23 protein-coding genes are annotated in these 24,247 nt (G+C 41.3%); 4 read left to right on the top strand and 19 right to left on the bottom strand.

Annotated elements, in window-relative coordinates; genetic code table 11:
• Positions 1–256: 256 nt before the first annotated feature.
• The 11 genes from recA to ruvB form a co-directional block, all read right to left on the bottom strand.
• On the bottom strand, positions 257–1,408 hold the full coding sequence (gene recA / locus K5Q34_RS09820) for a recombinase RecA (protein WP_011922545.1): 1,152 nt from the start codon (positions 1,406–1,408) through the stop codon (positions 257–259).
• 51 nt (positions 1,409–1,459) lie between these two features.
• Positions 1,460–2,641: a competence/damage-inducible protein A gene (locus tag K5Q34_RS09815; protein WP_205014404.1), complete on the bottom strand. Its 1,182-nt coding sequence runs from the start codon at positions 2,639–2,641 to the stop codon at positions 1,460–1,462.
• A gap of 36 nt (positions 2,642–2,677) precedes the next feature.
• Positions 2,678–3,247 carry a DNA-3-methyladenine glycosylase I gene (locus K5Q34_RS09810; protein ID WP_205028838.1) on the bottom strand — a complete coding sequence of 190 codons (570 nt, stop codon included), beginning with the start codon at positions 3,245–3,247 and terminating at the stop codon, positions 2,678–2,680.
• Positions 3,248–3,499: 252 nt separating this feature from the next.
• Positions 3,500–4,090 (bottom strand): Holliday junction branch migration protein RuvA, encoded by a 591-nt coding sequence (gene ruvA / locus K5Q34_RS09805; protein ID WP_024406764.1) that lies wholly within the window; start codon positions 4,088–4,090, stop codon positions 3,500–3,502.
• Between the two features lie 38 nt (positions 4,091–4,128).
• On the bottom strand, positions 4,129–6,066 hold the full coding sequence (gene mutL / locus K5Q34_RS09800) for a DNA mismatch repair endonuclease MutL (protein ID WP_221864920.1): 1,938 nt from the start codon (positions 6,064–6,066) through the stop codon (positions 4,129–4,131).
• Positions 6,067–6,183: 117 nt separating this feature from the next.
• On the bottom strand, positions 6,184–7,707 hold the full coding sequence (locus K5Q34_RS09795) for a quinol oxidase (protein ID WP_221864919.1): 1,524 nt from the start codon (positions 7,705–7,707) through the stop codon (positions 6,184–6,186).
• A gap of 190 nt (positions 7,708–7,897) precedes the next feature.
• The gene (locus K5Q34_RS09790; protein WP_221864918.1) at positions 7,898–9,118 is read right to left on the bottom strand and encodes a folylpolyglutamate synthase/dihydrofolate synthase family protein; all 1,221 of its coding nucleotides are present in this window, start codon (positions 9,116–9,118) and stop codon (positions 7,898–7,900) included.
• 207 nt (positions 9,119–9,325) lie between these two features.
• Positions 9,326–10,225 carry a helix-turn-helix domain-containing protein gene (locus K5Q34_RS09785; protein ID WP_044692547.1) on the bottom strand — a complete coding sequence of 300 codons (900 nt, stop codon included), beginning with the start codon at positions 10,223–10,225 and terminating at the stop codon, positions 9,326–9,328.
• A 91-nt stretch (positions 10,226–10,316) separates the two neighbouring features.
• A complete protein-coding gene (locus tag K5Q34_RS09780) occupies positions 10,317–10,952 on the bottom strand; it encodes an HAD-IA family hydrolase (protein ID WP_221864917.1) in 636 nt (211 codons plus the stop codon).
• 1 nt (position 10,953) lies between these two features.
• A complete protein-coding gene (locus K5Q34_RS09775) occupies positions 10,954–11,700 on the bottom strand; it encodes a GNAT family N-acetyltransferase (RefSeq protein ID WP_221864916.1) in 747 nt (248 codons plus the stop codon).
• On the bottom strand, positions 11,700–12,698 hold the full coding sequence (gene ruvB / locus K5Q34_RS09770; protein WP_221864915.1) for a Holliday junction branch migration DNA helicase RuvB: 999 nt from the start codon (positions 12,696–12,698) through the stop codon (positions 11,700–11,702). The genes K5Q34_RS09775 and ruvB overlap by 1 nt, the downstream gene beginning before the upstream one ends.
• A 127-nt stretch (positions 12,699–12,825) precedes the next feature.
• Here ruvB and K5Q34_RS09765 point away from each other — a divergent pair, with 127 nt between their 5' ends.
• The 4 genes from K5Q34_RS09765 to K5Q34_RS09750 are packed head-to-tail and all read left to right on the top strand — an operon-like array spanning position 12,826 to position 15,776.
• Positions 12,826–13,485, top strand: a complete 660-nt coding sequence (locus K5Q34_RS09765) for an amino acid ABC transporter permease (RefSeq protein WP_221864921.1) — start codon at positions 12,826–12,828, stop codon at positions 13,483–13,485.
• A complete protein-coding gene (locus K5Q34_RS09760; RefSeq protein WP_221864914.1) occupies positions 13,466–14,143 on the top strand; it encodes an amino acid ABC transporter permease in 678 nt (225 codons plus the stop codon). Before K5Q34_RS09765 ends, K5Q34_RS09760 begins: the two co-directional genes overlap by 20 nt.
• Before the next feature lie 4 nt (positions 14,144–14,147).
• Positions 14,148–14,894 carry an amino acid ABC transporter ATP-binding protein gene (locus K5Q34_RS09755; RefSeq protein ID WP_172078659.1) on the top strand — a complete coding sequence of 249 codons (747 nt, stop codon included), beginning with the start codon at positions 14,148–14,150 and terminating at the stop codon, positions 14,892–14,894.
• A gap of 12 nt (positions 14,895–14,906) precedes the next feature.
• Positions 14,907–15,776 (top strand): cysteine ABC transporter substrate-binding protein, encoded by an 870-nt coding sequence (locus K5Q34_RS09750; protein WP_221864913.1) that lies wholly within the window; start codon positions 14,907–14,909, stop codon positions 15,774–15,776.
• Between the two features lie 228 nt (positions 15,777–16,004).
• Here the strand turns inward: K5Q34_RS09750 and K5Q34_RS09745 are convergent, their stop codons facing one another.
• From K5Q34_RS09745 to purB, 8 genes are all read right to left on the bottom strand, one after another.
• Complete coding sequence (locus K5Q34_RS09745; protein WP_221864912.1) at positions 16,005–16,178, bottom strand: hypothetical protein; 174 nt, start codon at positions 16,176–16,178, stop codon at positions 16,005–16,007.
• Between the two features lie 101 nt (positions 16,179–16,279).
• Positions 16,280–17,992, bottom strand: a complete 1,713-nt coding sequence (locus K5Q34_RS09740) for an ABC transporter ATP-binding protein (RefSeq protein ID WP_221864911.1) — start codon at positions 17,990–17,992, stop codon at positions 16,280–16,282.
• A gap of 2 nt (positions 17,993–17,994) precedes the next feature.
• Positions 17,995–18,765 (bottom strand): hypothetical protein, encoded by a 771-nt coding sequence (locus tag K5Q34_RS09735; RefSeq protein ID WP_221864910.1) that lies wholly within the window; start codon positions 18,763–18,765, stop codon positions 17,995–17,997.
• Between the two features lie 5 nt (positions 18,766–18,770).
• Positions 18,771–19,643, bottom strand: a complete 873-nt coding sequence (locus K5Q34_RS09730; protein ID WP_221864909.1) for an ABC transporter ATP-binding protein — start codon at positions 19,641–19,643, stop codon at positions 18,771–18,773.
• 25 nt (positions 19,644–19,668) lie between these two features.
• Positions 19,669–20,397, bottom strand: a complete 729-nt coding sequence (locus K5Q34_RS09725) for an amino acid transporter (protein WP_221864908.1) — start codon at positions 20,395–20,397, stop codon at positions 19,669–19,671.
• Between the two features lie 325 nt (positions 20,398–20,722).
• Positions 20,723–21,466: an ABC transporter permease gene (locus K5Q34_RS09720; protein ID WP_172115914.1), complete on the bottom strand. Its 744-nt coding sequence runs from the start codon at positions 21,464–21,466 to the stop codon at positions 20,723–20,725.
• Positions 21,459–22,283, bottom strand: coding sequence for an ABC transporter ATP-binding protein (locus tag K5Q34_RS09715; protein WP_172115913.1), 825 nt, complete (start codon positions 22,281–22,283; stop codon positions 21,459–21,461). Before K5Q34_RS09715 ends, K5Q34_RS09720 begins: the two co-directional genes overlap by 8 nt.
• Before the next feature lie 406 nt (positions 22,284–22,689).
• Positions 22,690–23,982 carry an adenylosuccinate lyase gene (purB, locus tag K5Q34_RS09710; RefSeq protein WP_024377044.1) on the bottom strand — a complete coding sequence of 431 codons (1,293 nt, stop codon included), beginning with the start codon at positions 23,980–23,982 and terminating at the stop codon, positions 22,690–22,692.
• Positions 23,983–24,247 lie beyond the last annotated feature (265 nt).

Here is a 24,247-nt window from a genome sequence, read left to right as displayed (position 1 = left end):
TTAGCCTTGGCCACCTAGCCTAACAGCTTCAAACCTGTTATCAAATGAAATCATCAACTTACTCAAACATAGTGAAACATCTAATTCTTGACTAAGGTAAGGTGGCTAACTTCATTATAGAACTTTCGAAAATTCGGTTTTTATTAGAAAAAAGCCTGGAATCTCCAGACTTTTTCGTGCTTATACTAAACAATTTCGAACATACCTATAATAGATATGCGCCAATGGTTCAATATTAAATCTATTTTGTTAGGAATTAATCTTCTAATTCAATACCGCCATCAAGATCTAGGATAACATCTTGGATCTCTTCCGCAACAACAGGAGCTTCTTCGGTCGCAACCTCTTCAACTCCATCTGCTTCAATCAAACCATAATGAACACGAATCTTGCGGTCAATTTCATCAAAGATGGCTGGATTATCTGCTAAGAATTTCTTAGCATTTTCAGAACCTTGGCCAATTTTCTCTCCATTATATGAATACCAAGCACCTGCTTTTTGGATGATACCGAGGTTGCTACCAATCTCAATCAATTCACCTGTGCGAGAAATTCCTTCACCGTACATGATTTCAACAACAGCTTCTTTAAATGGTGGCGCCACCTTGTTTTTCACAATCTTCACCTTGGTTTCCTTACCAACGTTTTGATCTTTCTTGTCGCCTGTTCCTTTGATTTGTGTGTTTCCACGAACATCCATACGGACAGATGCATAGAATTTAAGCGCACGTCCACCTGGCGTTGTTTCAGGGTTACCAAACATGACACCGACTTTTTCACGCAATTGGTTAATGAAAATGGCTACTGTTTTTGTTTTGTTAATGGATGCACCGAGTTTACGCATGGCCTGACTCATCATACGAGCCTGCAAACCAACGTGGCTATCACCAATATCGCCATCGATTTCTGCACGTGGTACAAGGGCTGCAACCGAGTCAACAACAACCAAGTCAACCGCACCAGAGTCAATCAGCTTGCCTGCAATTTCAAGACCCTGCTCTCCTGAGTCTGGCTGTGACAAGAGCAACTCATCAATATTGACACCAAGAGCTGCTGCATAGGCTGGATCCAAGGCATGCTCCGCATCGATAAAGGCAGCAATACCGCCATCTTTCTGGGCTTGAGCTACTGCGTGAAGGGCAACAGTTGTCTTACCTGAGCTCTCTGGACCGTAAATCTCAATGATACGTCCCTTCGGATAGCCACCCGCTCCAAGCGCAATGTCGATTGACAAGCTACCTGAACTCATGACTTGAACTTTTTGCTCAGCACGCTCACCAAGACGCATGACAGCACCCTTACCAAAATCTTTTTCAATTGATTTTAGGGCATCATCCAGCGCTTTTTTACGCTCATCGCCAAATTTCTTTGTAATATCTTCTAATTTTTTTCCTGGTTTCTTAGCCAATGATTTTCTCCTCTTTTCTTAGTCAAACTATTATAGCAAATATCTGCTATTTCACAAAGTGTTTCGTACAAAATCCCAGGCCTGCAGACAAGCAAGCTGGCGAAGGTATTGCCACGAATAACCACCTAAATCTATCTCTTTTTGGGAAATACCCGAGGTCATAGCCAAAGTGAGATATACTTTTGCAAGTACGTTGTCCTCTGTCGACTCAGGCTTGATAAGCACAGACACAGCCAGACCCAAATCAGCTTGCAGCTCCTGCCGAATGCAGTCAACTTCCTCTGATAGCCAGCCCGATTCTGTCCCTAGCTGACCGATGACTTTCCCTTCGCTAAAATACGGCTGATCAGCCAAAGCCAAACTCAATTCAGCTTGCAAGAGACCACCTGTCCCCTGTTCGACGATGGCTATAGTTTGTTTTTTCTCTATCAAACAAGACGCTACCATTTTGACCAAACTATTGTCCTCTCCGTAGGCATAGAAATAGTCTGCCAGTTTGTCATGTTGTAAGATTTCTTCTTCCAACTGATTCAAACGTAGATTTGCTTCTTCTTGGCTGGTCGCCTTGGTGGACAAGCGTAAAGTTACCTCTCCAACCTTAGCATAGGGTGCAAGAGTTGGGTCTGTCTGCTTGTCAATCAAGTCCGCCAAAACAGTCACCAACTGGCTTTCACCAATGCCAAAAAAGCGTAGGACTCGCGAATAAAGTTGCTGCTGAGATTGAGTCAAAAAAGGTAACAAACTCTCAGAAAACATAGCCTTGAGTTCACTTGGTGGTCCGGGTAAAACAATATAAGTCACACCATCTTGCTCAATCATACCACCAACAGCTAACCCTGCTGGGTTCTGTAGCGCCCGACTTCCCTCCACAATCTGCGCTTGACGCTCATTATTAGGTGTGCGAACACGACCTGGTCGACTGGCAAAGAAACGGTCTAATTTTGCCATCGCTAGTTCGTCAACAACCAACTCTTTTTGCAAAAATGTCGCTAAAGTTTGCTTAGTCAAGTCGTCTTCAGTAGGACCTAAACCACCACATAAAATGACCATATCACTCCGTTTACTTGCAATTTCAAGTACAGACAATAGTCGCTGTTCATTATCTCCAACAGCTGTGTGGAAATAAACATCAATTCCCAGCTCTGCACATTTCTCCGAAAGGAACTGAGCATTGGTATTAACGATTTGGCCTGTCAAAATCTCCGTCCCAACGGCGATTAGTTCTGCTTTCATATTCCTCCTCTGTCTAGGGTGCGATTGCTCGCTCATCTAATTAGTTCGTAATTTCTTTCCAATCTCACAAGTTTCTTCATGTTCATTCAACAGACCTGCAGCCTGCAAATAAGAATAAATACAGACAGGACCTACAAATTTGAAACCTCGCTTTTTCAAATCTTTTGAAATTCGCTCAGACAAGTCGTTCTTGGTCGGCAATTCTCGGAAGGACTTGACAGGGTTGTCGATAGATGTAAAGTTAACCCATTCCCAAAGATACGTATCAAACGTGCCGAATTCCTCCTGTACTCGAAGAAAGGCCTGGGCATTAGCACGGGTGGCGTACAGCTTTGCCTTGTGGCGAATGATGTTGGGATTGGCAAGAAGACCGTCTAACTCGCTATCTATCATGGCCGCAACCTTTTGAATATCATAGTTGAAAAAAGCAGAGCGAAAAGCCTGGCGTTTATTGAGAACAATTTCCCAGGAAAGTCCAGCTTGATAGGACTCCAAGCAGAGCAACTCAAACAGGGCCTGCTCATCGTGAAGTGGCTTGCCCCATTCTTCATCATGGTAAGCAATATAGAGTGGATTATTTAGATTAACCCAAGCACAACGGGACATAGAAACTCCTTTTCGTGAATAACTAAAGTGCGAATCAGGATAAACTGACTGAAACACGACTACGATACTTTGTAAAATTGTCAAACTGAATCCTAAATATCACCGAATAACGCAGTTGACATCTGGCAAGAGGCGTCGTTAAAACTCGCCTCTTACCTAGCTGTCATTGCGGAGGTCTCATAACGAAATTTCTAGCAAAATTTCTGTTCGGCCGTCTATTTTCTCTTTGTCCTTTACGTCCTTTGTATCTTATCACTTCATCAACATTTTAAGTGCTGACTTGATGTAGTTTTCGGCGGTGTCATTGGTGCCGTCAAAGAATTTCTTGATTTTCTTGAGTTCGGCTGGTCGGTAACCAAGGGCTTCCATAGCCTCCATAGCTTCTTCGAGGGCGATATTTTCACTGGATGGTGCTACTTGTTGGACAGGACCAGCTTCTTCGCTCATGACAAATTTGCCTTCCAGGTCCAAAATCATCTGCTGGGCTGTTTTCTTGCCAATCTTTGGAAACTTGGTCAGGTAGGTAATGTTTTTCTGCTCAATGGCACGAACAAGCCCATCATTATCATCGACAGCAATAATAGCCAGAGCTGTTGTTGGACCAATTCCTGATACTGAAATCAGACTCAGAAAGACGGATTTTTCATTTTCTGTAGCAAATCCGTAGAGCAAATGAGCATCTTCACGAATCACCTGATGAGTATAGACAGTCACTTCTTGCTGGACTTGTCCTGAATAGGCGTAGGGGTTAGCAACCTGCAAGATATAGCCTACTCCATGCGTTTCTACCACAATGTATTTTGCAGTGATTTTTGTTAAAATTCCTTTGATATAGTCGTACATATACTTCCTTTACTAATGTGTCAACTTTTTCAACTATGTTAATACTTGCCCAATTCTCGCAAACTCGTGTGATTTTCCTGAATGCGACGGAACATTTTTTCCATGTCCGATTTGCTAAAATGCACTAAAACTGGACGGCCGTGCGGGCAGTTATAGGGATTTTGGCAGTAAGACAATTGTCTCAATAAATCACGCGCCGAATAATCATCCAAAGCATGGTTGGCCTTGATCGACCGTTTACAAGACATCATGATGGCCAGTTCTGCCCGATACTGCTTGATTGACACCTGATCGGTCAAGAGCAACATGTCACACATCTCATAGATGCCAGACTCAATCTCTTCTTCCTTCATCCAAATAGGATGTTCACGCAGAATAAATTGATTAGCTCCATATTCTTCTAAGTTGACACCAACTTGACGAAGAGCATCCATTTTGTGGACAAGGTTAAGGGCATCATTCTGCGGAAATTCAAAAATATACGGCACCAATAACTGTTGAGCTGAATTGTCAACCTGTCCAATTTTCTCACGATAGTATTCGTATTTGACCCTCTCTTGTGCGGCATGCTGGTCAATGATATAAAGTCCTGTCTTACCTTGTGCGAATAAATACGTCCCATGCATTTGACCAAAATATTCTAACTCTGGAAATGTCGATGTTTCCTCCTGGTCTAATTTATCTGCCAGTTTTGCCAATTCTTTTGCACTTAGATTAGGATGCTCCTGATCTTCTGATTCCACCGACTGACGTTCTGCAAATTGAACGGATGTAGGTTTATTTTCGACAGGCGACTCAACAATCTCTTGCCTATCCTCTTCGAGAGGTTTGACATCCTCAGCGACCACGTCTGGTTTTAAGAAGAAGTCTTGCTTAATCGTATCATAATAGATTTTTGGCTCTTTGAGTGGTAAGGTGCCTTGCTCTACTTTTACTTTTGGTCGAGTACTTGACTGAGCTAAATTCTCAAGAGCATCTGGTATCAAGTCCTGCTCTTTAAGCGCTTGACTAATCGCCTCTCGAATCAAGGTCATGAGTTCTTTTTCCTTGGAGATGCGAACTTCCTGCTTGGTCGGATGCACATTGACATCAGCCAAATAAGGATCAATCTCAATAGAAATCACCGCCAGCGGAAAGCGTCCAACCATCAACTTACTACCATAACCTTCCAAAATCGCTCGATTCAGCAAAAAATTCTTGATATAGCGACCATTGATGAAAATGGAAATGTAGTTGCGGTTGGCACGAGTCAACTCTGGCAAGGAAACGTAACCTGAAATCTGAAAATCCAGGTCTTCTGCCTCAATTTCAACCATTTTTTTGGCAGAAGCAATCCCATAAATCCCTGAAATTGCCTGACGAAGTTTCCCTGTCCCTGCAGTTCTAATTAATTCTCGTCCTTCGTTTACTAAGGCAAAAGCTATTTCCGGATGAGCTAGACTCAATCGATTTACAACATCAACAATATGTGATAATTCAGCCTGTTGACTGCGAACGTATTTGAGACGAGCAGGGGTATTGTAAAATAAATCCGAAACAGTAATCTGCGTACCAACTGGACGACTAACGGGCTCCTCTTTCTCGATGACACCACCTTTGGCCTCCAAATGAAGTCCGTGTGCAGAGTCTGCCGTAGCTGTCTCAATAACCATCTGACTGACAGAAGCAATGGAAGGCAGAGCTTCTCCACGAAAACCGAGGGTGCGAATACGAAACAAATCCGATTGACTTTTTATCTTACTGGTGGCGTGACGGCGGAGGGCAAGCGCTACTTCATCAGGGGCAATCCCCTCACCGTTATCCGTGATTTGAATCATTTTAAGGCCAGCCTCTTCAACACTAATTTCAATCTGACTAGCCCCTGCGTCAATGGAATTTTCCACCAACTCCTTAACCACACTGGCCGGTCGCTCAATGACCTCACCAGCCGCAATCTGGTTGGCTAGTATTTCTGGTAGTTCAATAATATGTGACATCATTTCTCCTACATTTCTTTAATAATTTTTCCCGAATGCTTATTTTTCCATTATACCACATATCCACTTTCCCTCCTTTTCCCAGATAGGCTAAAGAAAAAATGACTGCCTGAGCAATCATTCATTCTTTTGATAAATCGTAAAGTAGTCCGTTGTCTGAACAGACTGGTACTGTGATTCTAAATTTGTCTTGATTTCATCTAGAATTGGCAAATTCTTATTGACGACTACAAATTTTGCCTCATTTTTATTGATGTCATACATCAAGCTATTTTTATTGTCGTCAGTATTCAGATAGGGTTCTGCTGTAGTAATCGTTGCGGCGGATAAACGTTGACTTGAAAGATAGATGCTTGCGCTATTATCCCAAACATAAATCTTATCCGAATCTTTCGTTTGTTCACCAATGTAATTGGCAACTTGTTCACGGTCAGTTCTCAAATCTCCCTGTATCAAATAAAGATAAGCAGGTTGAGCGATAATACCCAAGCAAATAGCTAATGGAAGGAAGAATTGACGACGCAAATATCCACGATGATCTTCTACATCCTCATCACGCAGGTAAGCGACTGACATCGCAAAACCATACGGTAAAAGAAGAATGAGTTGGCTCCACTGAAAGTTTTCATTCCCAATAATAAAGACACATTGAACTAAGAAAGTCAGTAATAGGAGAACTTTGATATAGGTATGTCTTCCTTGTTTGAAAGAAAACACCATTTGGATGAAACTTTTAAAGAATCCAGATAAGAGTAAAAATACAGACACAATCGCCAAGGCTAAATATAGATAGGAATGGTGAAAGTCTAACTGTAAGTTATAAAGGAAAGTTTGTTGAATAGCTGTCCCCAGAATCTGCGCCTCAAAAGCATAATAACCTACCGCATATAGAATCAGAAGAAAACCAAATATGGTCGCTAATAATTGATAAATTCCTCGAGTAACTTGGCGGTGTTGGATATTAAAAATAAATAAAACTAGACCCGCAACTAACCAAAGAATCAGACTTTTTGGGTAAATTAAAAATACCAATGCCGCATCGATTCCGTAGAGGATAAATGCCTCATCACGCACTGCATTTTCAAAATAGCGGACCAGAAACCACACACTAGTCAAAAGAAACGGAAGAGCAAACATTTCTGCATACATCCCTCCAAAACCAAGTGCAAAAATAAACACATAGAACCAATGACTAGAACTTGTCGCTAGGTGTTCTGACTGACTAAAATAAGCTACAATCTTATAGAAATAGATTCCCGCTATCAGTAACGCTATAAACTGGAGGATTCCAAAGATAATGAAAGTCCCTCCCAGATGACCTAAGAAAGCAAGTAAGTAGAATAATAACCCGCTTGTACCAAAGAAATCACCATAAGGGATTTGTCCATTTGCCATTGCCATCCCTGCATATAAATTTTGAGTTTGTATATTGGTTGCAAATGGCATTAGCAGTGGATTGGCTACGCTAAAAACACTTAAAACTAAGCTCCAAACAAGAGCTGACCAATACTTTGTCTTTAATACTCTTTCATGAAATTCACCATTCAGTTGCACTTGCTGTCTGCGTGATGCTCTACGACTACGCCGATAAGTTTCCTCAGGATGAGTAACTACGTCCGAAACTACATCTAATTCTGTCATTTTCTTCTCCTTGGATTTGCTTTCCTTATTATATCAAAAAGCACTCCCGATGTCATTTCCTATCGGGAGTTCTAGAAATTTTTGCAAACTGTTCTAACTGGCGAAAGGTATGGCGTTTGAGCTTTTCAAATTCCTTTAGAAATGCTATTTTTTCTGCATGTGTCATACCTATTTATTCGCAAAATGATAGTCATTTTTTAAAAATCCGACGAACTTCTGAGATAAAGTAGAGAGAGCCTGTGACAATCAAAATCCCTTGCTTGCTAGATTGCCAGTCTTCTATAAACTGCTGATAATTCTCAACATAATCTCGTCCTTGTCGGTTTTCCTCAGACAAGGCACCATCATAAGCAAAGCTGGTTAATACAAGGGCAGTATGTGGTAATTTTTCGTCCAATAATTCCAGCATTTCTTGAAAGTCCTTGCGTCGAAGGGCTGAAAAGAGAATAGTAACAGGTTCTTCTTGTTCTTGAATAAATTCAACCAGACGTTCGATAGCGGGGACATTGTGGGCTCCGTCCAAATAGATTTTTGGCCCTTGAGCAACCAATTCCAAACGACCAGGCCAGCTGGTTTGGGCAAGGGCTTGTTGAATCAACTGAGGTTGAATGTCTTTTTGGATATTGGTCATATAGAGTAGAAAAGTTTGTAGGGCTACGGCCGCATTCTCTTCTTGGTGATGGCCAGCCAGACCCAGAACTAATTCTGATAGGTCAATGTCCGTATTGCTGAACTGTCCTGCTTTATAGGTGAATTCCTGACCAAATTGGTAGACAGGTGCTTGTTTATCAAGGGCAATTTGGCGACAGATGGCTGTGGTTTCTGGAGAAAGTGGTCCAAGGACGACAGGCACGTTTTCCTTGATAATCCCTGCTTTCTGCTCTGCTATTTCCCCTAAAGTCGAGCCTAATAAATCCTGATGGTCCATGCCGATGGAGGTGATCACGCTTAGGGCTGGTGCCACGACATTGGTCGTATCCAAAAGCCCTCCGATGCCCACCTCTACTAGTGCCACATCGGGCTGCTGGTCCTGGAAATAGAGGAACATAATGAGCACCATGACCTCAAAATAGCGAAAAGGCTCATAACGAGTGGCGACTTCCTGCTCCAAGTCGTAGACTTTCTGTAAATAGTGCTGAAAATCATGGTCAGAAATGGGCTGGCTGTCGATACAAATCCTGTCGTGTACGCTCACCATGTGGGGTGACACGAAACTGCCGACACGCAAGTCATGTGCCTGAAATAGCTGGCGCATAAAGGCAATGGTCGATCCCTTGCCATTGGTTCCAGCAACATGAATGACCGGCACTGCAAACTGGGGATTTCCTAGCTGTTCTAGGGCATACTCAATCTTTTCCATCTTGTAATGAAACACCTGACCTTGCTTGGTGTTTAACCAATTTTCTAACATAGCCACCTCCTACATACTGTCTAGTATAACAAAAAAGCCTAACGGATGTTGGCTTTTTACTAATATTATTCTTCAACCCATGTCCCCCAATTACCACCAAGACGACCAAAAAAATTCAAAATGTTAAACATATTACTAATCTCCTTTAATCTTTATGAGTTTAGTATAATGCTTTTGGCAATTCTTCAACAGGACAAAAATGTCACTTTATTGATTGTCAACTTTCCAATCTTCTTCAATCTTCTCCTCTAACTCTCTATTTTCTATCAATTTTGCAAATAGCATCGCATCTAGATAATGCTTTTCAGCCTCACCTCTATCCTTATTTACAAAAAGTGCGTACTTCCATTTCAACACGCTGACAATTGGCTTTTTCTGAAAATCTTGTGTTAACTGTATAATTTTATCTACACTGTCGAATATCTTTGGTATTGGTTCATAATATTTTTTACTTCCCAAAATGTTTACACAAGATAACAATGTATCTCTTAGAACAAATAAATCACTTGAATTGATAATATCAATTTGTCCATGTAAATATTCTATAATTTTCAAAAACTGTCCAAATATTTCTGAGTCACTACTGGATAATCTAACGTATTCAAGCTGGAGCCTAATAATCAGCAAATCATTCACTTCGTACTTTTGTTTTCGAAAAATTTGTTCAAAGTAATCTTCCAGTATCTCTTTTCCAAAGCCTGCTGTCCCTGACTCTAAGGTATCAATTCGGGATTGAATGGCATCAATCGCTATTTTCTCCTCCTCAGGCAAGTCATCATAATAATCATCATAGATTTCCGTCATGATAGCATCACGTTTTTCAACTAATTCCTCATTACCATAAGTCGGTGTACGGAGGACATCAAATTTCAGCTTGGAGTATCTTTCTGGCAAGGATACATAATCAGGCATAAGCTCATAGAGCCCCATACCTAAGCGGGTTGCGATATATTGGATTTTTGAAAAAGTCGGCTTAGAAGTACCTGCTTCGATACGGGTTAATTGTCGGACGGAGAGCTCCAGTTCATCATCACAAAACTGTTCACGTGTCAGACTAGCGGTTTCGCGAAGTTGACGTACACGTTGTCCAAATTCCTTATCGTTCATAAGATACCTCCAAATATTCTTTTGTATATTATAGCAAAATCATCACTCAATTTCCATACTTTTTCTGTTTTTAAACAAAAAACAAACGGTTTTACGTTTGTTTTTGTTTGTATTCATCGGTTAATATTTGTTTTATGTCCAATAAAGAAACAATCTTCCAATTCTTCTCTACACCATCAATTTGCAGGTTGATGCTATGAATCCCTGCGTTGATAGCTGTTTCTACATCGAGCAACCGATCGCCGATGTAGTAGGTGTTTTCCTTGTCCAGTCCATATTTTTCGATGAGAAATAGCAGAGCTTCTGGACTTGGTTTGCGGGCAAAACCAGAATCGCTGGTCAAGATTTCTGTGAAATGGTGAGCAATGCCCAACTCCGCCAAAACCTGAAAAGCATTGTCACTCTTGTGTGTATAGACGAAGTTTTGAATACCTTGCTGAGCTGTCCAGTCCAAGATTTCTGTCGCACCAGCCATCAAGGGAATCTGCGTATTCTTCTCCTTCAAGGAAGTCGCACGCACACGATTGAGTTCATCACTATCCAGACCGTATTTTTCCGCATCACGCACTAGCAAATCTTTGACAGAATAGCGGAGAATATATTTTCTCACTTCTTCACGGTCAAAAGGAAGGTCAAACTGCTCATAGGTTTCCTGTATACCAGCCAAAATCGCTTCATAGGAATCCAAAAGGGTTCCATCCAAATCCCAAATAAATGTCGGTGTCATCTTATCTCCATTCATATGCTTGATAGTGCTTGTCCAATTGGTAACCCAATTTTTCAGCCAGTTTCAAGGAAGTCAGAGTATGGGCATCCCAGCTAGGATAGAGATTACGGTCTAAACAAGCTAAGATTAACTGAGCAGCACAAACTCTAGCTAAACCCAAACCTCGATAGTCTTCCCTAGTATCCACTTCTATCTCAATCCCACCTGAATAACTGGCATAGGATGAGGCACCTGACACCACCTGTTCCTTATGCAAGATGACATAGCCTAGACCCAAGTCTAAAAACTGCTCCACATCAGCATAATTGCCCACCAAATCGCGTGACCATTCTTCTACCAGACAGGCATCATACAGATTATGGTCAATCACTTTCAGGTCAAACTCTTCAGGTAGGGCATCAATCAGTTTCTGCAAATGCCCAAGGTCAAAACTAGTATCTTTTTTCGTAGCATAACGGGTAAAGGACCGGATTCTGTCTCCGTAAGTCCCTTCTATCAAGTCTGACCAGGCTTGGTTTTGGGGTACTAAAATAATATCCTTTCCCTCACACATTTTTAGCAAGTCCACATTTGGTTTTCCAGCCAAAAAACCAAAGAAGCTCTGCTGTCCATAGAGAGCTAGGGCTGACTGAGGCAACTGGCTATCATCAACATAAATTTGCCCCATTGTGCCTTCTAAACAGGTCCAGATAAGGGTTTCAGGCCAATTTCCAAATAAGCTAGCTATATGGTTCATCTGCTCTGCCATTATTTTTCCGTATAGGGATAACCCAAGTGCTCGTAAGCCTTGGCTGTCGCAACCCGACCCGTCCGTGTCCGCATGAGGAATCCTTGCTGAATCAGGTAGGGCTCGTACATGTCCTCCACCGTTTCACGCTCCTCGGCGATGTTGACCGACAGGGTGTTGAGGCCGACGGGACCGCCGCCGTACATCTCAATCATGGTACGGAGAATCTTCTGGTCCACGTAGTCCAGCCCCTCACGATCCACATCCAGCATGGTCAGAGCCTTGTCCGTAATGCTATCGTCAATCAGACCGTCGCCCATAATCTGTGCAAAATCCCGCACCCGCTTGAGCAGGCGGTTGGCGATACGAGGGGTCCCACGGGAACGACGAGCCAGTTCGATCGCTGCTTCATGGGTAATCTCCATGTCAAAGATGTCCGCTGTCCGCTCGACAATCTCGGTCAAATCAGCCAGTTCGTAATACTCCATGTGACCAGTGATACCAAAACGAGCCCGCAGGGGATTGGACAGCATCCCCGCACGAGTGGTTGCTCCTATCAGGGTAAACGGTGGTAACTCCAGATGCACAGAGCGACTGGCCTCCCCAGTCCCAATCATGATGTCAATGTAAAAATCTTCCATGGCAGAGTAGAGAATCTCCTCAACCGCCATGGGCATACGGTGGATTTCATCGATAAAGAGGACATCTCCTGGCTCCAAATCATTGAGAAGGGCCACCAAATCGCCTGCCTTTTCAATGACGGGACCACTGGTCTGCTTGATATTGACCCCTAGTTCGTTGGCAATGACAAAGGCCATGGTGGTCTTACCTAAACCTGGAGGACCAAAAAGAAGCGTATGGTCCAAGGCTTCATCACGGAGCTTGGCTGCCTCGATAAAGATTTTCAGCTGGTCCTTGACCTTGTCCTGACCGATGTATTCATTTAATTTCTGCGGACGTAGGGTACGCTCAACGTATTCCTCGTCCTGCATTTGTTCCATATCTAAAATTCTACTCATGCATCTATTATAGCATAGCCCGTTAACTGATAGAGAAAACTTATACCTCCCATTAAAAAAATAAAATTTTCAAGCAAAAGCATATATGTTACTATAAATTCAATACTTCACAAAGGAGGTGAATCTTCTGGATTGGAACTTTATTCAAGAATCCATACCACTCTATCAAGAGGCATTCATTCTAACGATCAGACTCGCATTCCTCGGAATTATCGGTGCTTTTAGCTTGGGGGTGATTATTAGTATCATCCGTTATTATCGTATTCCTCTTCTTCAACAGATTTCTACAGCTTATATTGAGTTGTCACGCAATACTCCCTTGGTCATTCAACTTTTCTTCCTCTACTATGGTTTGCCGAGATTGGGAATTGTGCTGGATGCTGAAGTCTGCGCCATTGCTGGTTTGATTTTTCTAGGTGGTTCCTATATGGCAGAATCCTTCCGTAGTGGATTTGAGGCTATCAAGAAAAGTCAGATAGAAATCGGAGCTAGTTTGGGTCTGACAAATTGGCAAATTTTCCAATATATCTTGCTCCCTCAATCACTAGCTATCGCTCTACCTTCCTTTAGCGCCAATGTCATCTTTCTCATCAAAGAAACTTCCGTCTTCTCCATTATTGCCTTGGCCGACCTCATGTATGTCGCTCAAGATTTGATTGGACTACAATACGAAACAGATGAAGCACTCTTTCTCCTAGTGAGTTCCTACTTGATTGTCCTGCTTCCACTCTCGCTTTTCTTTTATTACCTAGAAAGGAGGATTCGCCATGCAGGATATGGGCATTAAAGTCTTACTAGAAGGAAATAATTTGCAACGGCTAATGGCCGGGCTTGGTGTCACACTCTGGATTTCCTTTCTCTCTATCGGTATTTCCACCATTGCTGGACTAGGATTTGGCATCATCATGACTTCAAAAAATAAGCTGATTGTATGGATGTCACGGATTTATTTAGAAACCATTCGCATTGTACCCCAGCTGGTTCTACTCTTCCTTTTCTACTTTGGATTAGCACGGGGATTCAATATCAATATTTCCGGTGAACTGGCCGCGATTATAGTATTCTCACTTTGGGGGACGGCTGAAATGGGAGATTTAGTTCGAGGAGCCGTCACTTCTCTACCTAAACACCAATTCGACAGTGGGCTAGCACTTGGTTTGAGTAAAGGGAGTCTTTATCGGTATGTGATTATTCCACAAGTTCTACGAAGACTACTCCCACAGGCAATTAACTTGGTCACCCGCATGATCAAAACCAGCTCTTTGGTTATCCTCATTGGCGTGGTCGAAGTCAATAAAATCGGACAACAGATTATTGATTTTTACAGGACTACCTCTCCTAGTGTGTCCTTATGGATTTACGGAGTAATTTTCTGTATCTACTTTATCATCTGTTTTCCAATATCTGCATTTTCTCGCTATCTCGAAACAATTTGGAAGGAGTGAAGTCGTGAGTCAACCTGTCTTAGAATTACAAAATATTACTAAAAATTTTGGTCAACAAACCATTCTCAACCATCTTTCCTTATCCATTAAGGAAGGAGAAGTGGTCGTCATCTTAGGCCCCTCTGGTTGTGGAAAGAGTACACTACTACGCTGTATTAACAAGTTAGAAAGCATTCAAGAGGGCGATATTTTACTAGATGACCAATCTATTCTGTCTGGTTCACTTTCTCTACAGGATATTCGGCAAAAAATTGGCATGGTCTTTCAAGATTATGAACTCTTTCCCCATATGGATGTCTTACAAAATCTGACCCTTGCACCTGTCAAAGCCCTAAAACGCAACAAAGAAGAGGTACAAGCAGAAGCCGAGACCTTGCTAAAACGGGTAGGACTTGAACAGAAAAAACATAGTTATGCTAGAGAATTATCTGGCGGGCAAAAGCAACGGGTGGCTATCATTCGTTCCCTCCTGATGCACCCTGAAATTTTATTATTTGATGAAGTCACTGCTTCTCTTGACCCAGAAATGGTTCGGGAAGTCTTGGTTCTTATCAATGATTTGGCAAAAGAAGGACGGACCATGCTGATTGTGACGCATGAAATGGAATTCGCACGCGCCATTGCTGACCGCATCATTTTCATGGACAAGGGAGAAATTATCGAAGAGAATACTGCTCAGAATTTCTTCCAACATCCACAAACTCAACGGGCTCAAGCCTTTCTAACAACTTTTGACTTTAATCATTTTTAAAAGGAGAATTTTATGAAAATCTTTAAACCTATTTTTGCTATTTTTAGTGTATTAGCTGCAGTTATTTTAGTCGCCTGCAGTAATACAAGCACTTCTTTAACTAGTTCCAGCAGTTCCACCAGCGGGGCAACCGCACGTACTCTTGAAGAAATCAAAGAGAGTGGAACAGTCAAAATCGGTGTTTTCAGTGACAAGAAACCGTTTGGCTATGTGGATGCAAATGGTGAATACCAAGGATATGACGTCTATCTAGGCAACCGCTTGGCAAAAGAATTGGGCGTTGAGGTAGAGTACGTCCCTGTCGAAGCTGCAAACCGTGTGGAGTATCTCACTTCTGCTAAGGTTGACATCATCCTAGCCAATTTCACAGTAACAGATGAGCGAAAAGAACAGGTTGACTTCGCCCTACCTTACATGAAAGTATCCCTCGGTATCGTGTCTCCAAGCTCTGCTGTCATCACTGATCCAGAACAACTCAATGGTAAAACTCTCATCGTCAGCAAGGGTACCACAGCTGAACTTTATTTCGAAGAGAATTATCCAGAAGTCAAACTTCAAAAATACAACCAATACAGCGAAGCCTATGCTGCCCTCTTAGACGGACGTGGCGATGCCATGAGTACAGACAATACTGAAGTTCTCGCATGGGCCTTGGAAAACAAAGGTTTCGAGGTTGGTGTAAAAGCGCTAGGAGATGTAGACACTATCGCTCCTGCCGTCCAAAAAGGAAATACCGAATTACTTGATTTCATCAACCAAACAATTGAAAAACTTGGTGAGGAAGAATTCTTCCATAAAGCCTACCAAGAAACCCTTCAACCAGTATATGGTGATGCTGCTCAAGCTGATGATCTTGTTGTAGAAGGTGGAGTTGTTAAATAATGTTTAATAATAAGGTGCAGAAATTCATCTGCATCTTTTTTTGATAAAAATGAAAACAGCCGACTTTTGCCGACCGCTCTCAGGAGATTATATGAAAAAGAAAAGTTTTCGCTATTTCTAGCTTGGATATAGTATAACTCGCCAAGCTTAAGGGAAGCTAAAACAGAATTCATTTTATGTATTTTTCATTATTTATAAAAACGTCTGTGAATTTTGGTCATAGCTACTTTACTCCTCAATTCGCACATGAACAAACCATTTGTCAATACTTTTCTTCCCAGAACGCCGTAACCGCTCTCCGATTCCCTCCATATATTTTTCAAACTTTTCTTCCATCTTTGAAACTTTCGAGTCCCCGCTATCATTTCCTCCCAAAGATAATGTGTAAGTTGTTTGTTTCATTCTTTTCTCCTATCTATTTATTGTACAAGTAATCATCAGTATTCCATTTTATTATTAGGTAACCCTAGACTTAGACTAGTCGGTCCATCGACTCCCATTCACTAACTGGCTTGCGGTAAGCCTCTTAAGAAATCTTGATAGAGAAGATTTCTCTCCACTAACTGCTGATGAGGACCATAATCGGCTACTTGCCCATTTTTATCTAAGACCAGAATCGCATCCGCCTCACGCACTGTGTGCAAACGGTGAGCAATGGTTAGCCTTGTTTTCCCAGCTGTTAAACGGTCAATCGCTTTGCTAATGACACGTTCTGTGACAGTATCTAAACTCGCTGTCGCCTCATCCAACAAATAGATAGGATGCTCTAACAACAAGGCTCTCGCAATGCTAAACCGTTGTTTTTGGCCTTCCGACAAACCTGTCCCATTTTCTGAAATCCGAGTATCTAAACCATCTTCCAGCTCAGCTACTAAATGAGACAGTCCCAACTCCTTGAGAATATGAGCAATACGCTCTTCAGACACAGACTCGTTCTTTCCATACAATAGATTTTCTCTAATCGTTCCATGGAAGAGAGTATTATCTTGAGGTATGAAGGAAATCAATCTTCTCATCTCCTTGGTTGAAATATCACTTAAGCATTGTTGACCAATCCGAATCTCCCCTTGGTAGTCTTGATAGTATTTCATCAGCAAGGCAAAAATAGTTGATTTTCCTGCCCCACTTGGACCAACAATCGCCACATGAGCTCCCTCAGGAATTCTAACCGATACTCCATTCAAAACCGGATCTGTATGATAGGAAAACCGAACATTTTCCAACTGGATACTAGCTTCATCAACCAACTCTGTATCTGCCTGTTCTTCCTTAGTCAGCTCCAGCAACTCTACCAAACGTTTAGACACCGCCTGAAACTCCGTTAGTTCATTTAAGGAAGAGGCAATATCTGTTACTGGATCAATCAGTTGCATCATGTACAATACAAAGGTTGTCAATGTAGCCATGGTCATCACTCCCTTGGTCACTTCTATACCTGCTACCAGCAACATCAGAATGATAAAACCCGTCATCAAGCTACTAACCAAAGTATGTTGCACCGCTGACAGTCTAATCATTCTCTCAAAGGTTTGCGACAGTTTCTGAAAAGACTTGCCCATCTCTCGTTGTTCATGCTTTTCTCCCTGAAAGGCCTTCATCAAACGAATCGTTGTAAATTTATGACTAATTCTACTAGAAACCTGCCCTAATCCTTCTTGGTAAGCAGAGTAGTAACCTTCCAGCCGCTGATTCATTGGAATCATAACCATTGACAACAAAGGAAGCAACAAAAGACTAAGACCTGTGAGCCACGGACTGATGGTCCACAGAAAATAAATTGACCCGACAACCATCAAACCATTCATCAAGAAATTTGGAAGAATAACGGTAATGAAGTTCAGAACAACCGACATATCATTGGTCAAACGACTGGCAAGATCGCCGGATTGGTACTGATCCAAGTCCTTTACAGATGTGGTCAACAAGGATTCATAAATATATTGTTGCAACTGTTTGAGTGCCTTACTACCACTACGCCCGATGAAATAATTGGATAGGGCTTGTACCGTATAAACCGATACAAAGAAAAGGATGAAGCCAGCCAGCAATGCTGGTCGTGTTAATAGATTGCTTAAATAGGTTTGATCTAGCAACTGACCAATAAACTGGGGAAGAAGCAACCCCATTCCAACCCCAAGAGCACTCAGCGCTATTCCAAACAAGAACATCGTTTTATTGAGCGATTTCAACAACACTCCTACGAGTCTTCTATTCATACCTAGAACTCCAAATTCTTGAACTTTTTCGCAGCAATTTTAGTAAATACGAGTGCGTAAACAAGCGTCACACCGATAGCTCCTAAGTAAGCAAGTCCCGCTCCTGTCAGGCCTTCGCTCGCTAAAGGCATATAAGTAGTTGGAAAAAGCATCGCAACTGGACCGCCAACAACTGCTAAAATCATCATCGTAATCGTCACCAAAAATCCTGTGATCATTGTGGTAATATTTTTCAGATACAAGCAAAGAGCCGTTGCCAAACTAACCGATAAAATATCTTTTAGCAAATAAGCGACAATACAAAACACATTACTCAAACTCTCTGCCAAACTAGTATCAAAAACGGACGGACTACCAAAAGGTAGGTGAATTACTCGAACATAATGTACAAATGCAGATGTCGCAAAGAAGAGACCATAGAAAATAACAATTGTTGCTAAGAGACCCAAATATTTAGACCAGAAAATCTGTTTCCGCCCAAGATCTCTGTATAAAAACATGGTATGTTCATCTACTTCTTTCCTAAAGACAGAGATAGCCAAGAAATACAGGGTCAAACTAGGAAGAATAAAACTATCCACAGAGCTCATCATCATATTCGTAAAGGCAACGAGACTAACCGACCCCTCACTAGCATGAATTTGCATAAAATTCGACCCTTCAATAAATGAAGTGACCAGATAAATAAAAGGAAACAAAGTGAACAGGAGATAAATCTGCGTCTCCTTTCGCTTCCAAATCGTTTTAAAGATAGCTGGAAAAATTTGCTTCATACTCACTACCCTTTCGTAAAGATTTCTTTCAAGTGATTCTCTTTCACTTCTAGTTTCACAATCAATTCTTGACGAGCCAACACACCAAAAATCTGATTTAGCTCACTTGTAGGTGTAGCAGTGGAAATCTCTAACACTTCCCCCTCTAGCACCACATGGTCATTGAGCAAAGCCTCTACAGAATCTAGGTTTTTAGTCGTATCCAACTGCACGAGCACACTTGGATGAGATTTGCCTTCAAAAGCCTCTGCCAATTCTCCCGATTCGATATAGACATAGCGGCTGCACAAGGCCTCCAGCTCACCCAGTTGGTGACTCGAAATCAGCATGGAAGTTTGTCGCTCACTAGACCACTGCTTCAAAATATCAATCAATTTCTGAACACCAATCGGATCCAAGCCCACAAAAAGCTCATCTAAGATAAGGAAATCTGGCTCCGCAACCAAGGCAATCGCTAAAGCAGTCCGTTGTTTCATACCAAACGAGAATCCCTTGGGTTTCCGATTACGAGCATCCCATAACTCTACCAATTTCAAAGTCTTCTCAATATTTGGATAGAGCTCTTTTTTCCCATGCAGGTCCAAATAAAACTTAAGATTGTCCATAACGGTCATTTCTGGATAGAAGACTGGATCAATCATAATCCCAAAATCTGCCAACAAATTATCCTGACTAAAAATATCCGTCCCCTTATAAGTAATGGTTCCTGAACTTGGTTTTAGGGACTTGGCCATTAATTTCATGAGCGTGGATTTTCCAGCTCCGTTTTTCCCAATCAAACCAACAATCTCGCCCTTATTGATCTCCAAACTCACATCTTTTAGTGAGTAAAATTCGTTTCCTGCAAACTGTTTTGATAAATGATTGATTTTAAGCATAAGTAACTCCTTTTTCTAACTATTTCTAAAACTCCAGCTTTTCAAAGTTCGAACGGCCTTTGAGATAGATAGCAACAATATAAAATGTCGTTATAGCTGCTACCAAGGACCATGCAAGCAGTGACTGATTAAGGTTCATCTGAGCATAGCCATTCGGTACGACATAACGAACTCCAATGAGAAATGGTGCAGTTGTTGTAAACAGCGACCAAAAAACTCCTGCTAAAACTGCCTGTAAGGATTTGGCTTTGATAGAAACCATGGCAACCATTAGAATACCGATAACATTGATTGAAATTGTTGCAAAAATAGATAGCAAAGTAGACTGTACATTACCCCAATCATCCGACACTACTTTTCCAGAAGCATTCAAGAAGCCAAAATAAGCAATCGCACTTGTCAGCATTGTTAGAAGGACATAAGAGGTATACATCGCCACTAAACTAATGATTTTTGCATTAAAAAGTTGGGTTCTATTCAGATCTTTATATAAAAATAGAATACCACTATCAATCTCATCCCTAAAAACTGCGGAAATTATCAAGGATAACAGCAATGTTGGTAACACAATCCCATCCTGTGTTGCCAATGCTGCCCCTAGAAAATCTAAAAAATTATCCGTATATTCAGCTTTTACACCTACCAAAAATTTAGACAATATCGGAACTAAGATTGGTAAACCAGCAAAGGCATAGAACAAAGCAACATCTCTTCTATAGATAATCGATTTAAAAATAGACCTAAACATATTCATATTGTTTCCCCTTTTTATCAATAAGATAGATGAGCAATAACTCCCTCACTTATTTATTCGTAAACAAAAAGAAAAATTCTCTGGAAAAACCAAAGAATTTTAATACTCATATTTCACCATCAATTATGGTCTCAAATAATGTGCCGCCACATAACCAACAACGAAACCTGTAACTGCAGCTACTAGCATGTATTTCTCCTCCTTCATAATATAATACTCTTTCTTCAATTTCCTATTAGTTTTGAATACAATAAACAATAATTCCTACACCGACACCGATAATGAATGCTGATACCATAAATTTCTCCTTTCTAATTTATTCATATTATAAAGAATATTGAATTTTTTCTTTTATTCCTGATAGGGAGTTCTTAAAATATTTCCTCCAATTTCCCAAATAGAGAATCAAGGCCAAACTAATCAGGACAATCCACCCCAAGAGGTAATAGAGTTCCTGATTCCAAAGTTCAAAATGGGGATTTTTGAAAAATTCAATATAAGCTCCAAGAAAACTATATTTCAAAATCTGCCCTACTGTCTCATTCATCAAAGACAAGCTAGGTCCCATAGATACTGCCATTGTGATAAGCATCGAGGTAACCTGTGACTTGGATTGAGATTGGGAAGTTGCCCCGATTAAAAGGTTGATTAAAATGGAAGCCAGTGATGTCAAAAGCATGATAACCGAATAGCTAAGAATATATCCTGATACATCAGCCTGTGTGATAGCTGGAAATAGAATGAGGTTGACAAAGCTAATGACAACAGGATAACACAAAATAGACAGCACATATTCACTCGGGCGAACACCTGTCAGTAACAAGGTAGACAGATTATTCTTTTCCTTTTCTTCAGAAATCATTGCTGATATAGGACTTCCTACTGACATACCAATAGCCATTGAAAAACAGATTCCCATTAAATCCATTGCCTTGGTATCATCTGTTTTCATGACAAACTTAAACAGCAATAACATGAAATAGGGCATCAATACTGGCAATAAAATGTTCTTATTGGTCACCAAGACTTGTGTTCGAAGCCAAAGCAAGGCTAAAAATCGTTTATACATTTAAGGTTGCTCCTGTCTGTTGAATAAAAATATCTTCCAAAGTCGGCTCACAAGAGTGAATAGTTGTCGCCTGAGCTAACTTTTCAGGTGTCAATTCACTAAACAATAGCTCATTATCACTACCGTCCTCAAAAGTAACCCTCACTTTTTTAGTGACATTGTACTTATGAATCAAATCCTGCGGACTTCCCTTTTCAACCAAATTTCCTTGATTCAATAGAACCAATTGATCACATAAGAATGTCGCTTCTGCCATATCATGCGTGGTCAAGAAGATCGTCGTCCCCTTACCCTTTAGCTCCAATAAGAGTTCATGAATCCGCTTTGAAGTTGTAGGATCTAGACCGCTTGTCGGCTCATCAAGAAACAATACTTTTGGTGAATTGATTAAGGCCCTTGCAAGCAACATTCGTTGCTTCATGCCTGTAGATAGTTTTTCTGCAATTGTCTTTTTACTATCCAGCAATCCTACTTTTTGTAGAATAACCTCTACTTCTTTCGAACTGACACCAAAGAATTTTGCATAGAACAACAAATTATTTTCCAAGGTCATCTTCTCGAAGAAACCACTTGAATCACTGACCAAGCCCATTGCTTCAAAGTCCTCTGGTGACAATAGGGTCGATTCCTTACCTAGTAGATAAGATTTTCCGTTATCTGCTGGTAGCTGCCCGGTAATAATCTTAATCATGGTTGTCTTCCCCGAGCCAGAGGGACCCAAGAATCCAAAGATTTGTCCTTTTTGAATGTCAAAGCTAATGTTGTCTAAGGCAACCTTGTCTCCAAACTGTTTATGGATATGTTGAACTGTTATCATCTCTACTCCCCTAAATTAAAACAAACTTATTTTTTCCACCATGATAAAATCCATAAAGCTGGTGCTATAATCATCCTTCTTCTCCTTTCATTTTTCCTACACTTGTTTATTCGTAAATCATTTGGAAAATGATTTATTTTTTCAAGTGTGTATCTCCTTGAGGGGTGTTTTCCCTCTCACTTACTTATTCGCAAGTCGTTGTCATTTTTTTGAAAAAATCTTACTTTTTTTGAATAAGTTGTGAGCTTGCTTCCCCCACACTTATCTATTCGTAAACTTTTGTAAAAAATAATTTATTTTTACTCACGAATGATTGTCTAGCGGAGGGAGCTTGTTTTCCCCTTCACCTATTTATTCGCAAGTAAACAAAAAAATTCTCTGGAAAATCCAAAGAATTTTAATTTTTTTATAATCCAAGTCGTTCAAAGATATCATCTACCCGTTTAGCATAGTAGTCTGGGTTGAAGAGTTCATCGATTTCTTCCTGACTAAGTTTAGCTGTCACGCGCTCATCCGCTTCGAGAAGGGGCTTGAAGTCCACTTGATTATCCCAAGACTGCGCAGTTTTTGGTTGCACCAAGTCATAGGCTTCCTCACGGGTCATACCTTTCTCAATCAAACTGAGCATGACACGCTGGCTGTAAATCAAGCCAAAAGTCGACTCCATATTACGTTTCATGTTTTCAGGGAAGACCGTCAAGTTCTTGACGATATTGCCAAAACGATTGAGCATATAATTGATGAGGATGGTCGTATCCGGCGTGATAATCCGCTCTGCTGACGAGTGAGAAATATCACGTTCGTGCCAAAGCGCCACATTCTCAAAAGCCGTTACCAAGTGACCACGCACCACACGAGCCAGACCGGTCATATTTTCAGAGCCGATAGGGTTGCGTTTATGGGGCATAGCAGAGCTGCCTTTTTGGCCTTTGGCGAAATACTCTTCGACTTCACGTTGTTCAGATTTTTGTAGCCCACGGATTTCTGTCGCCATACGCTCGATAGACGTTGCAATCAAGGCTAGGGCTGAGAAATATTCTGCGTGAAGATCACGAGGAAGGACCTGAGTCGAAATTTCCTGCGGACGAATGCCCAATTTGCCACAAACATACTCTTCCACAAATGGAGGAATGTTGGCAAAGTTTCCAACCGCACCCGAAATTTTACCAGCTTCAACACCCTTAGCCGCCACATCAAAACGCTCCATATTGCGTTTCATTTCGCTATACCAAGTCGCTAATTTAAGACCGAAGGTCGTTGGCTCCGCATGGACACCGTGGGTCCGACCCATCATAATGGTGTACTTGTGCTCACGAGCCTTGTCAGCGATAATGTTTGTAAAGTTTTCAAGGTCACGACGGATGATGTCGTTGGCCTGCTTGTAGAGGTAACCGTAAGCCGTATCCACCACGTCGGTCGACGTCAGACCGTAGTGGACCCACTTGCGTTCCTCACCAAGACTTTCCGAAACCGCTCGAGTGAAAGCCACCACATCGTGACGAGTTTCCTCTTCAATCTCTAAAATGCGGTCGATGTCAAAAGTCGCCTTCTCACGAATCAAAGCCACATCTTCCTTGGGAATCTCACCCAACTCAGCCCAAGCCTCATCAGCGAGGATTTCCACCTCCAACCAAGCCTTGTACTTGTTCTCTTCACTCCAAATAGCCGCCATCTCTGGACGGGAATAACGATTGATCATTGTTTATGATACAGAGGGCTTTATGAAAACAAAAGAAAAATAGGAAATTGCCACTGTGTGCTAGCACACAAGACCGTTTATCATTTTTCCGACGCTTTTAGATCGAGTTAAAATACTCGAACTTGCCCTCTCTCCTTTCTATTATTTAAAATGGGGTTGACTTCTTTTTTATATTTGACGACTCTAGTTCTTACAGACTCTCCGTTCGTCTTCACAATGAAAGAGCACATTGCCCGTTCATCTGGTTTAACTTTTCTTATCCAAG

Origin of the sequence: Streptococcus sp. 2018110 (assembly GCF_019754115.1) — a bacterium.
Lineage (GTDB): Bacteria > Bacillota > Bacilli > Lactobacillales > Streptococcaceae > Streptococcus > Streptococcus hashimotonensis.
The sequence above is the reverse complement of the archived record's forward strand: the minus strand, read 5'-3'. Positions and strand labels throughout refer to the sequence as shown.

What these genes read in the sequence shown, in the direction of transcription:
- K5Q34_RS09735 (WP_221864910.1), bottom strand. Translation starts at nt 18,765, where the DNA reads ATGAAGCAAATTTTTCCAGCTATCTTTAAAACGATTTGGAAGCGAAAG.
- K5Q34_RS09750 (WP_221864913.1), top strand. Translation starts at nt 14,907, where the DNA reads ATGAAAATCTTTAAACCTATTTTTGCTATTTTTAGTGTATTAGCTGCA.
- ruvA (WP_024406764.1), bottom strand. Translation starts at nt 4,090, where the DNA reads ATGTACGACTATATCAAAGGAATTTTAACAAAAATCACTGCAAAATAC.
- K5Q34_RS09790 (WP_221864918.1), bottom strand. Translation starts at nt 9,118, where the DNA reads ATGTTAGAAAATTGGTTAAACACCAAGCAAGGTCAGGTGTTTCATTAC.
- K5Q34_RS09815 (WP_205014404.1), bottom strand. Translation starts at nt 2,641, where the DNA reads ATGAAAGCAGAACTAATCGCCGTTGGGACGGAGATTTTGACAGGCCAA.
- K5Q34_RS09745 (WP_221864912.1), bottom strand. Translation starts at nt 16,178, where the DNA reads ATGAAACAAACAACTTACACATTATCTTTGGGAGGAAATGATAGCGGG.
- K5Q34_RS09740 (WP_221864911.1), bottom strand. Translation starts at nt 17,992, where the DNA reads ATGAATAGAAGACTCGTAGGAGTGTTGTTGAAATCGCTCAATAAAACG.
- purB (WP_024377044.1), bottom strand. Translation starts at nt 23,982, where the DNA reads ATGATCAATCGTTATTCCCGTCCAGAGATGGCGGCTATTTGGAGTGAA.
- K5Q34_RS09720 (WP_172115914.1), bottom strand. Translation starts at nt 21,466, where the DNA reads ATGTATAAACGATTTTTAGCCTTGCTTTGGCTTCGAACACAAGTCTTG.
- K5Q34_RS09795 (WP_221864919.1), bottom strand. Translation starts at nt 7,707, where the DNA reads ATGACAGAATTAGATGTAGTTTCGGACGTAGTTACTCATCCTGAGGAA.
- K5Q34_RS09780 (WP_221864917.1), bottom strand. Translation starts at nt 10,952, where the DNA reads ATGACACCGACATTTATTTGGGATTTGGATGGAACCCTTTTGGATTCC.
- K5Q34_RS09785 (WP_044692547.1), bottom strand. Translation starts at nt 10,225, where the DNA reads ATGAACGATAAGGAATTTGGACAACGTGTACGTCAACTTCGCGAAACC.
- K5Q34_RS09760 (WP_221864914.1), top strand. Translation starts at nt 13,466, where the DNA reads ATGCAGGATATGGGCATTAAAGTCTTACTAGAAGGAAATAATTTGCAA.
- K5Q34_RS09810 (WP_205028838.1), bottom strand. Translation starts at nt 3,247, where the DNA reads ATGTCCCGTTGTGCTTGGGTTAATCTAAATAATCCACTCTATATTGCT.
- K5Q34_RS09730 (WP_221864909.1), bottom strand. Translation starts at nt 19,643, where the DNA reads ATGCTTAAAATCAATCATTTATCAAAACAGTTTGCAGGAAACGAATTT.
- K5Q34_RS09715 (WP_172115913.1), bottom strand. Translation starts at nt 22,283, where the DNA reads ATGATAACAGTTCAACATATCCATAAACAGTTTGGAGACAAGGTTGCC.
- ruvB (WP_221864915.1), bottom strand. Translation starts at nt 12,698, where the DNA reads ATGAGTAGAATTTTAGATATGGAACAAATGCAGGACGAGGAATACGTT.
- mutL (WP_221864920.1), bottom strand. Translation starts at nt 6,066, where the DNA reads ATGTCACATATTATTGAACTACCAGAAATACTAGCCAACCAGATTGCG.
- K5Q34_RS09775 (WP_221864916.1), bottom strand. Translation starts at nt 11,700, where the DNA reads ATGGCAGAGCAGATGAACCATATAGCTAGCTTATTTGGAAATTGGCCT.
- K5Q34_RS09725 (WP_221864908.1), bottom strand. Translation starts at nt 20,397, where the DNA reads ATGAATATGTTTAGGTCTATTTTTAAATCGATTATCTATAGAAGAGAT.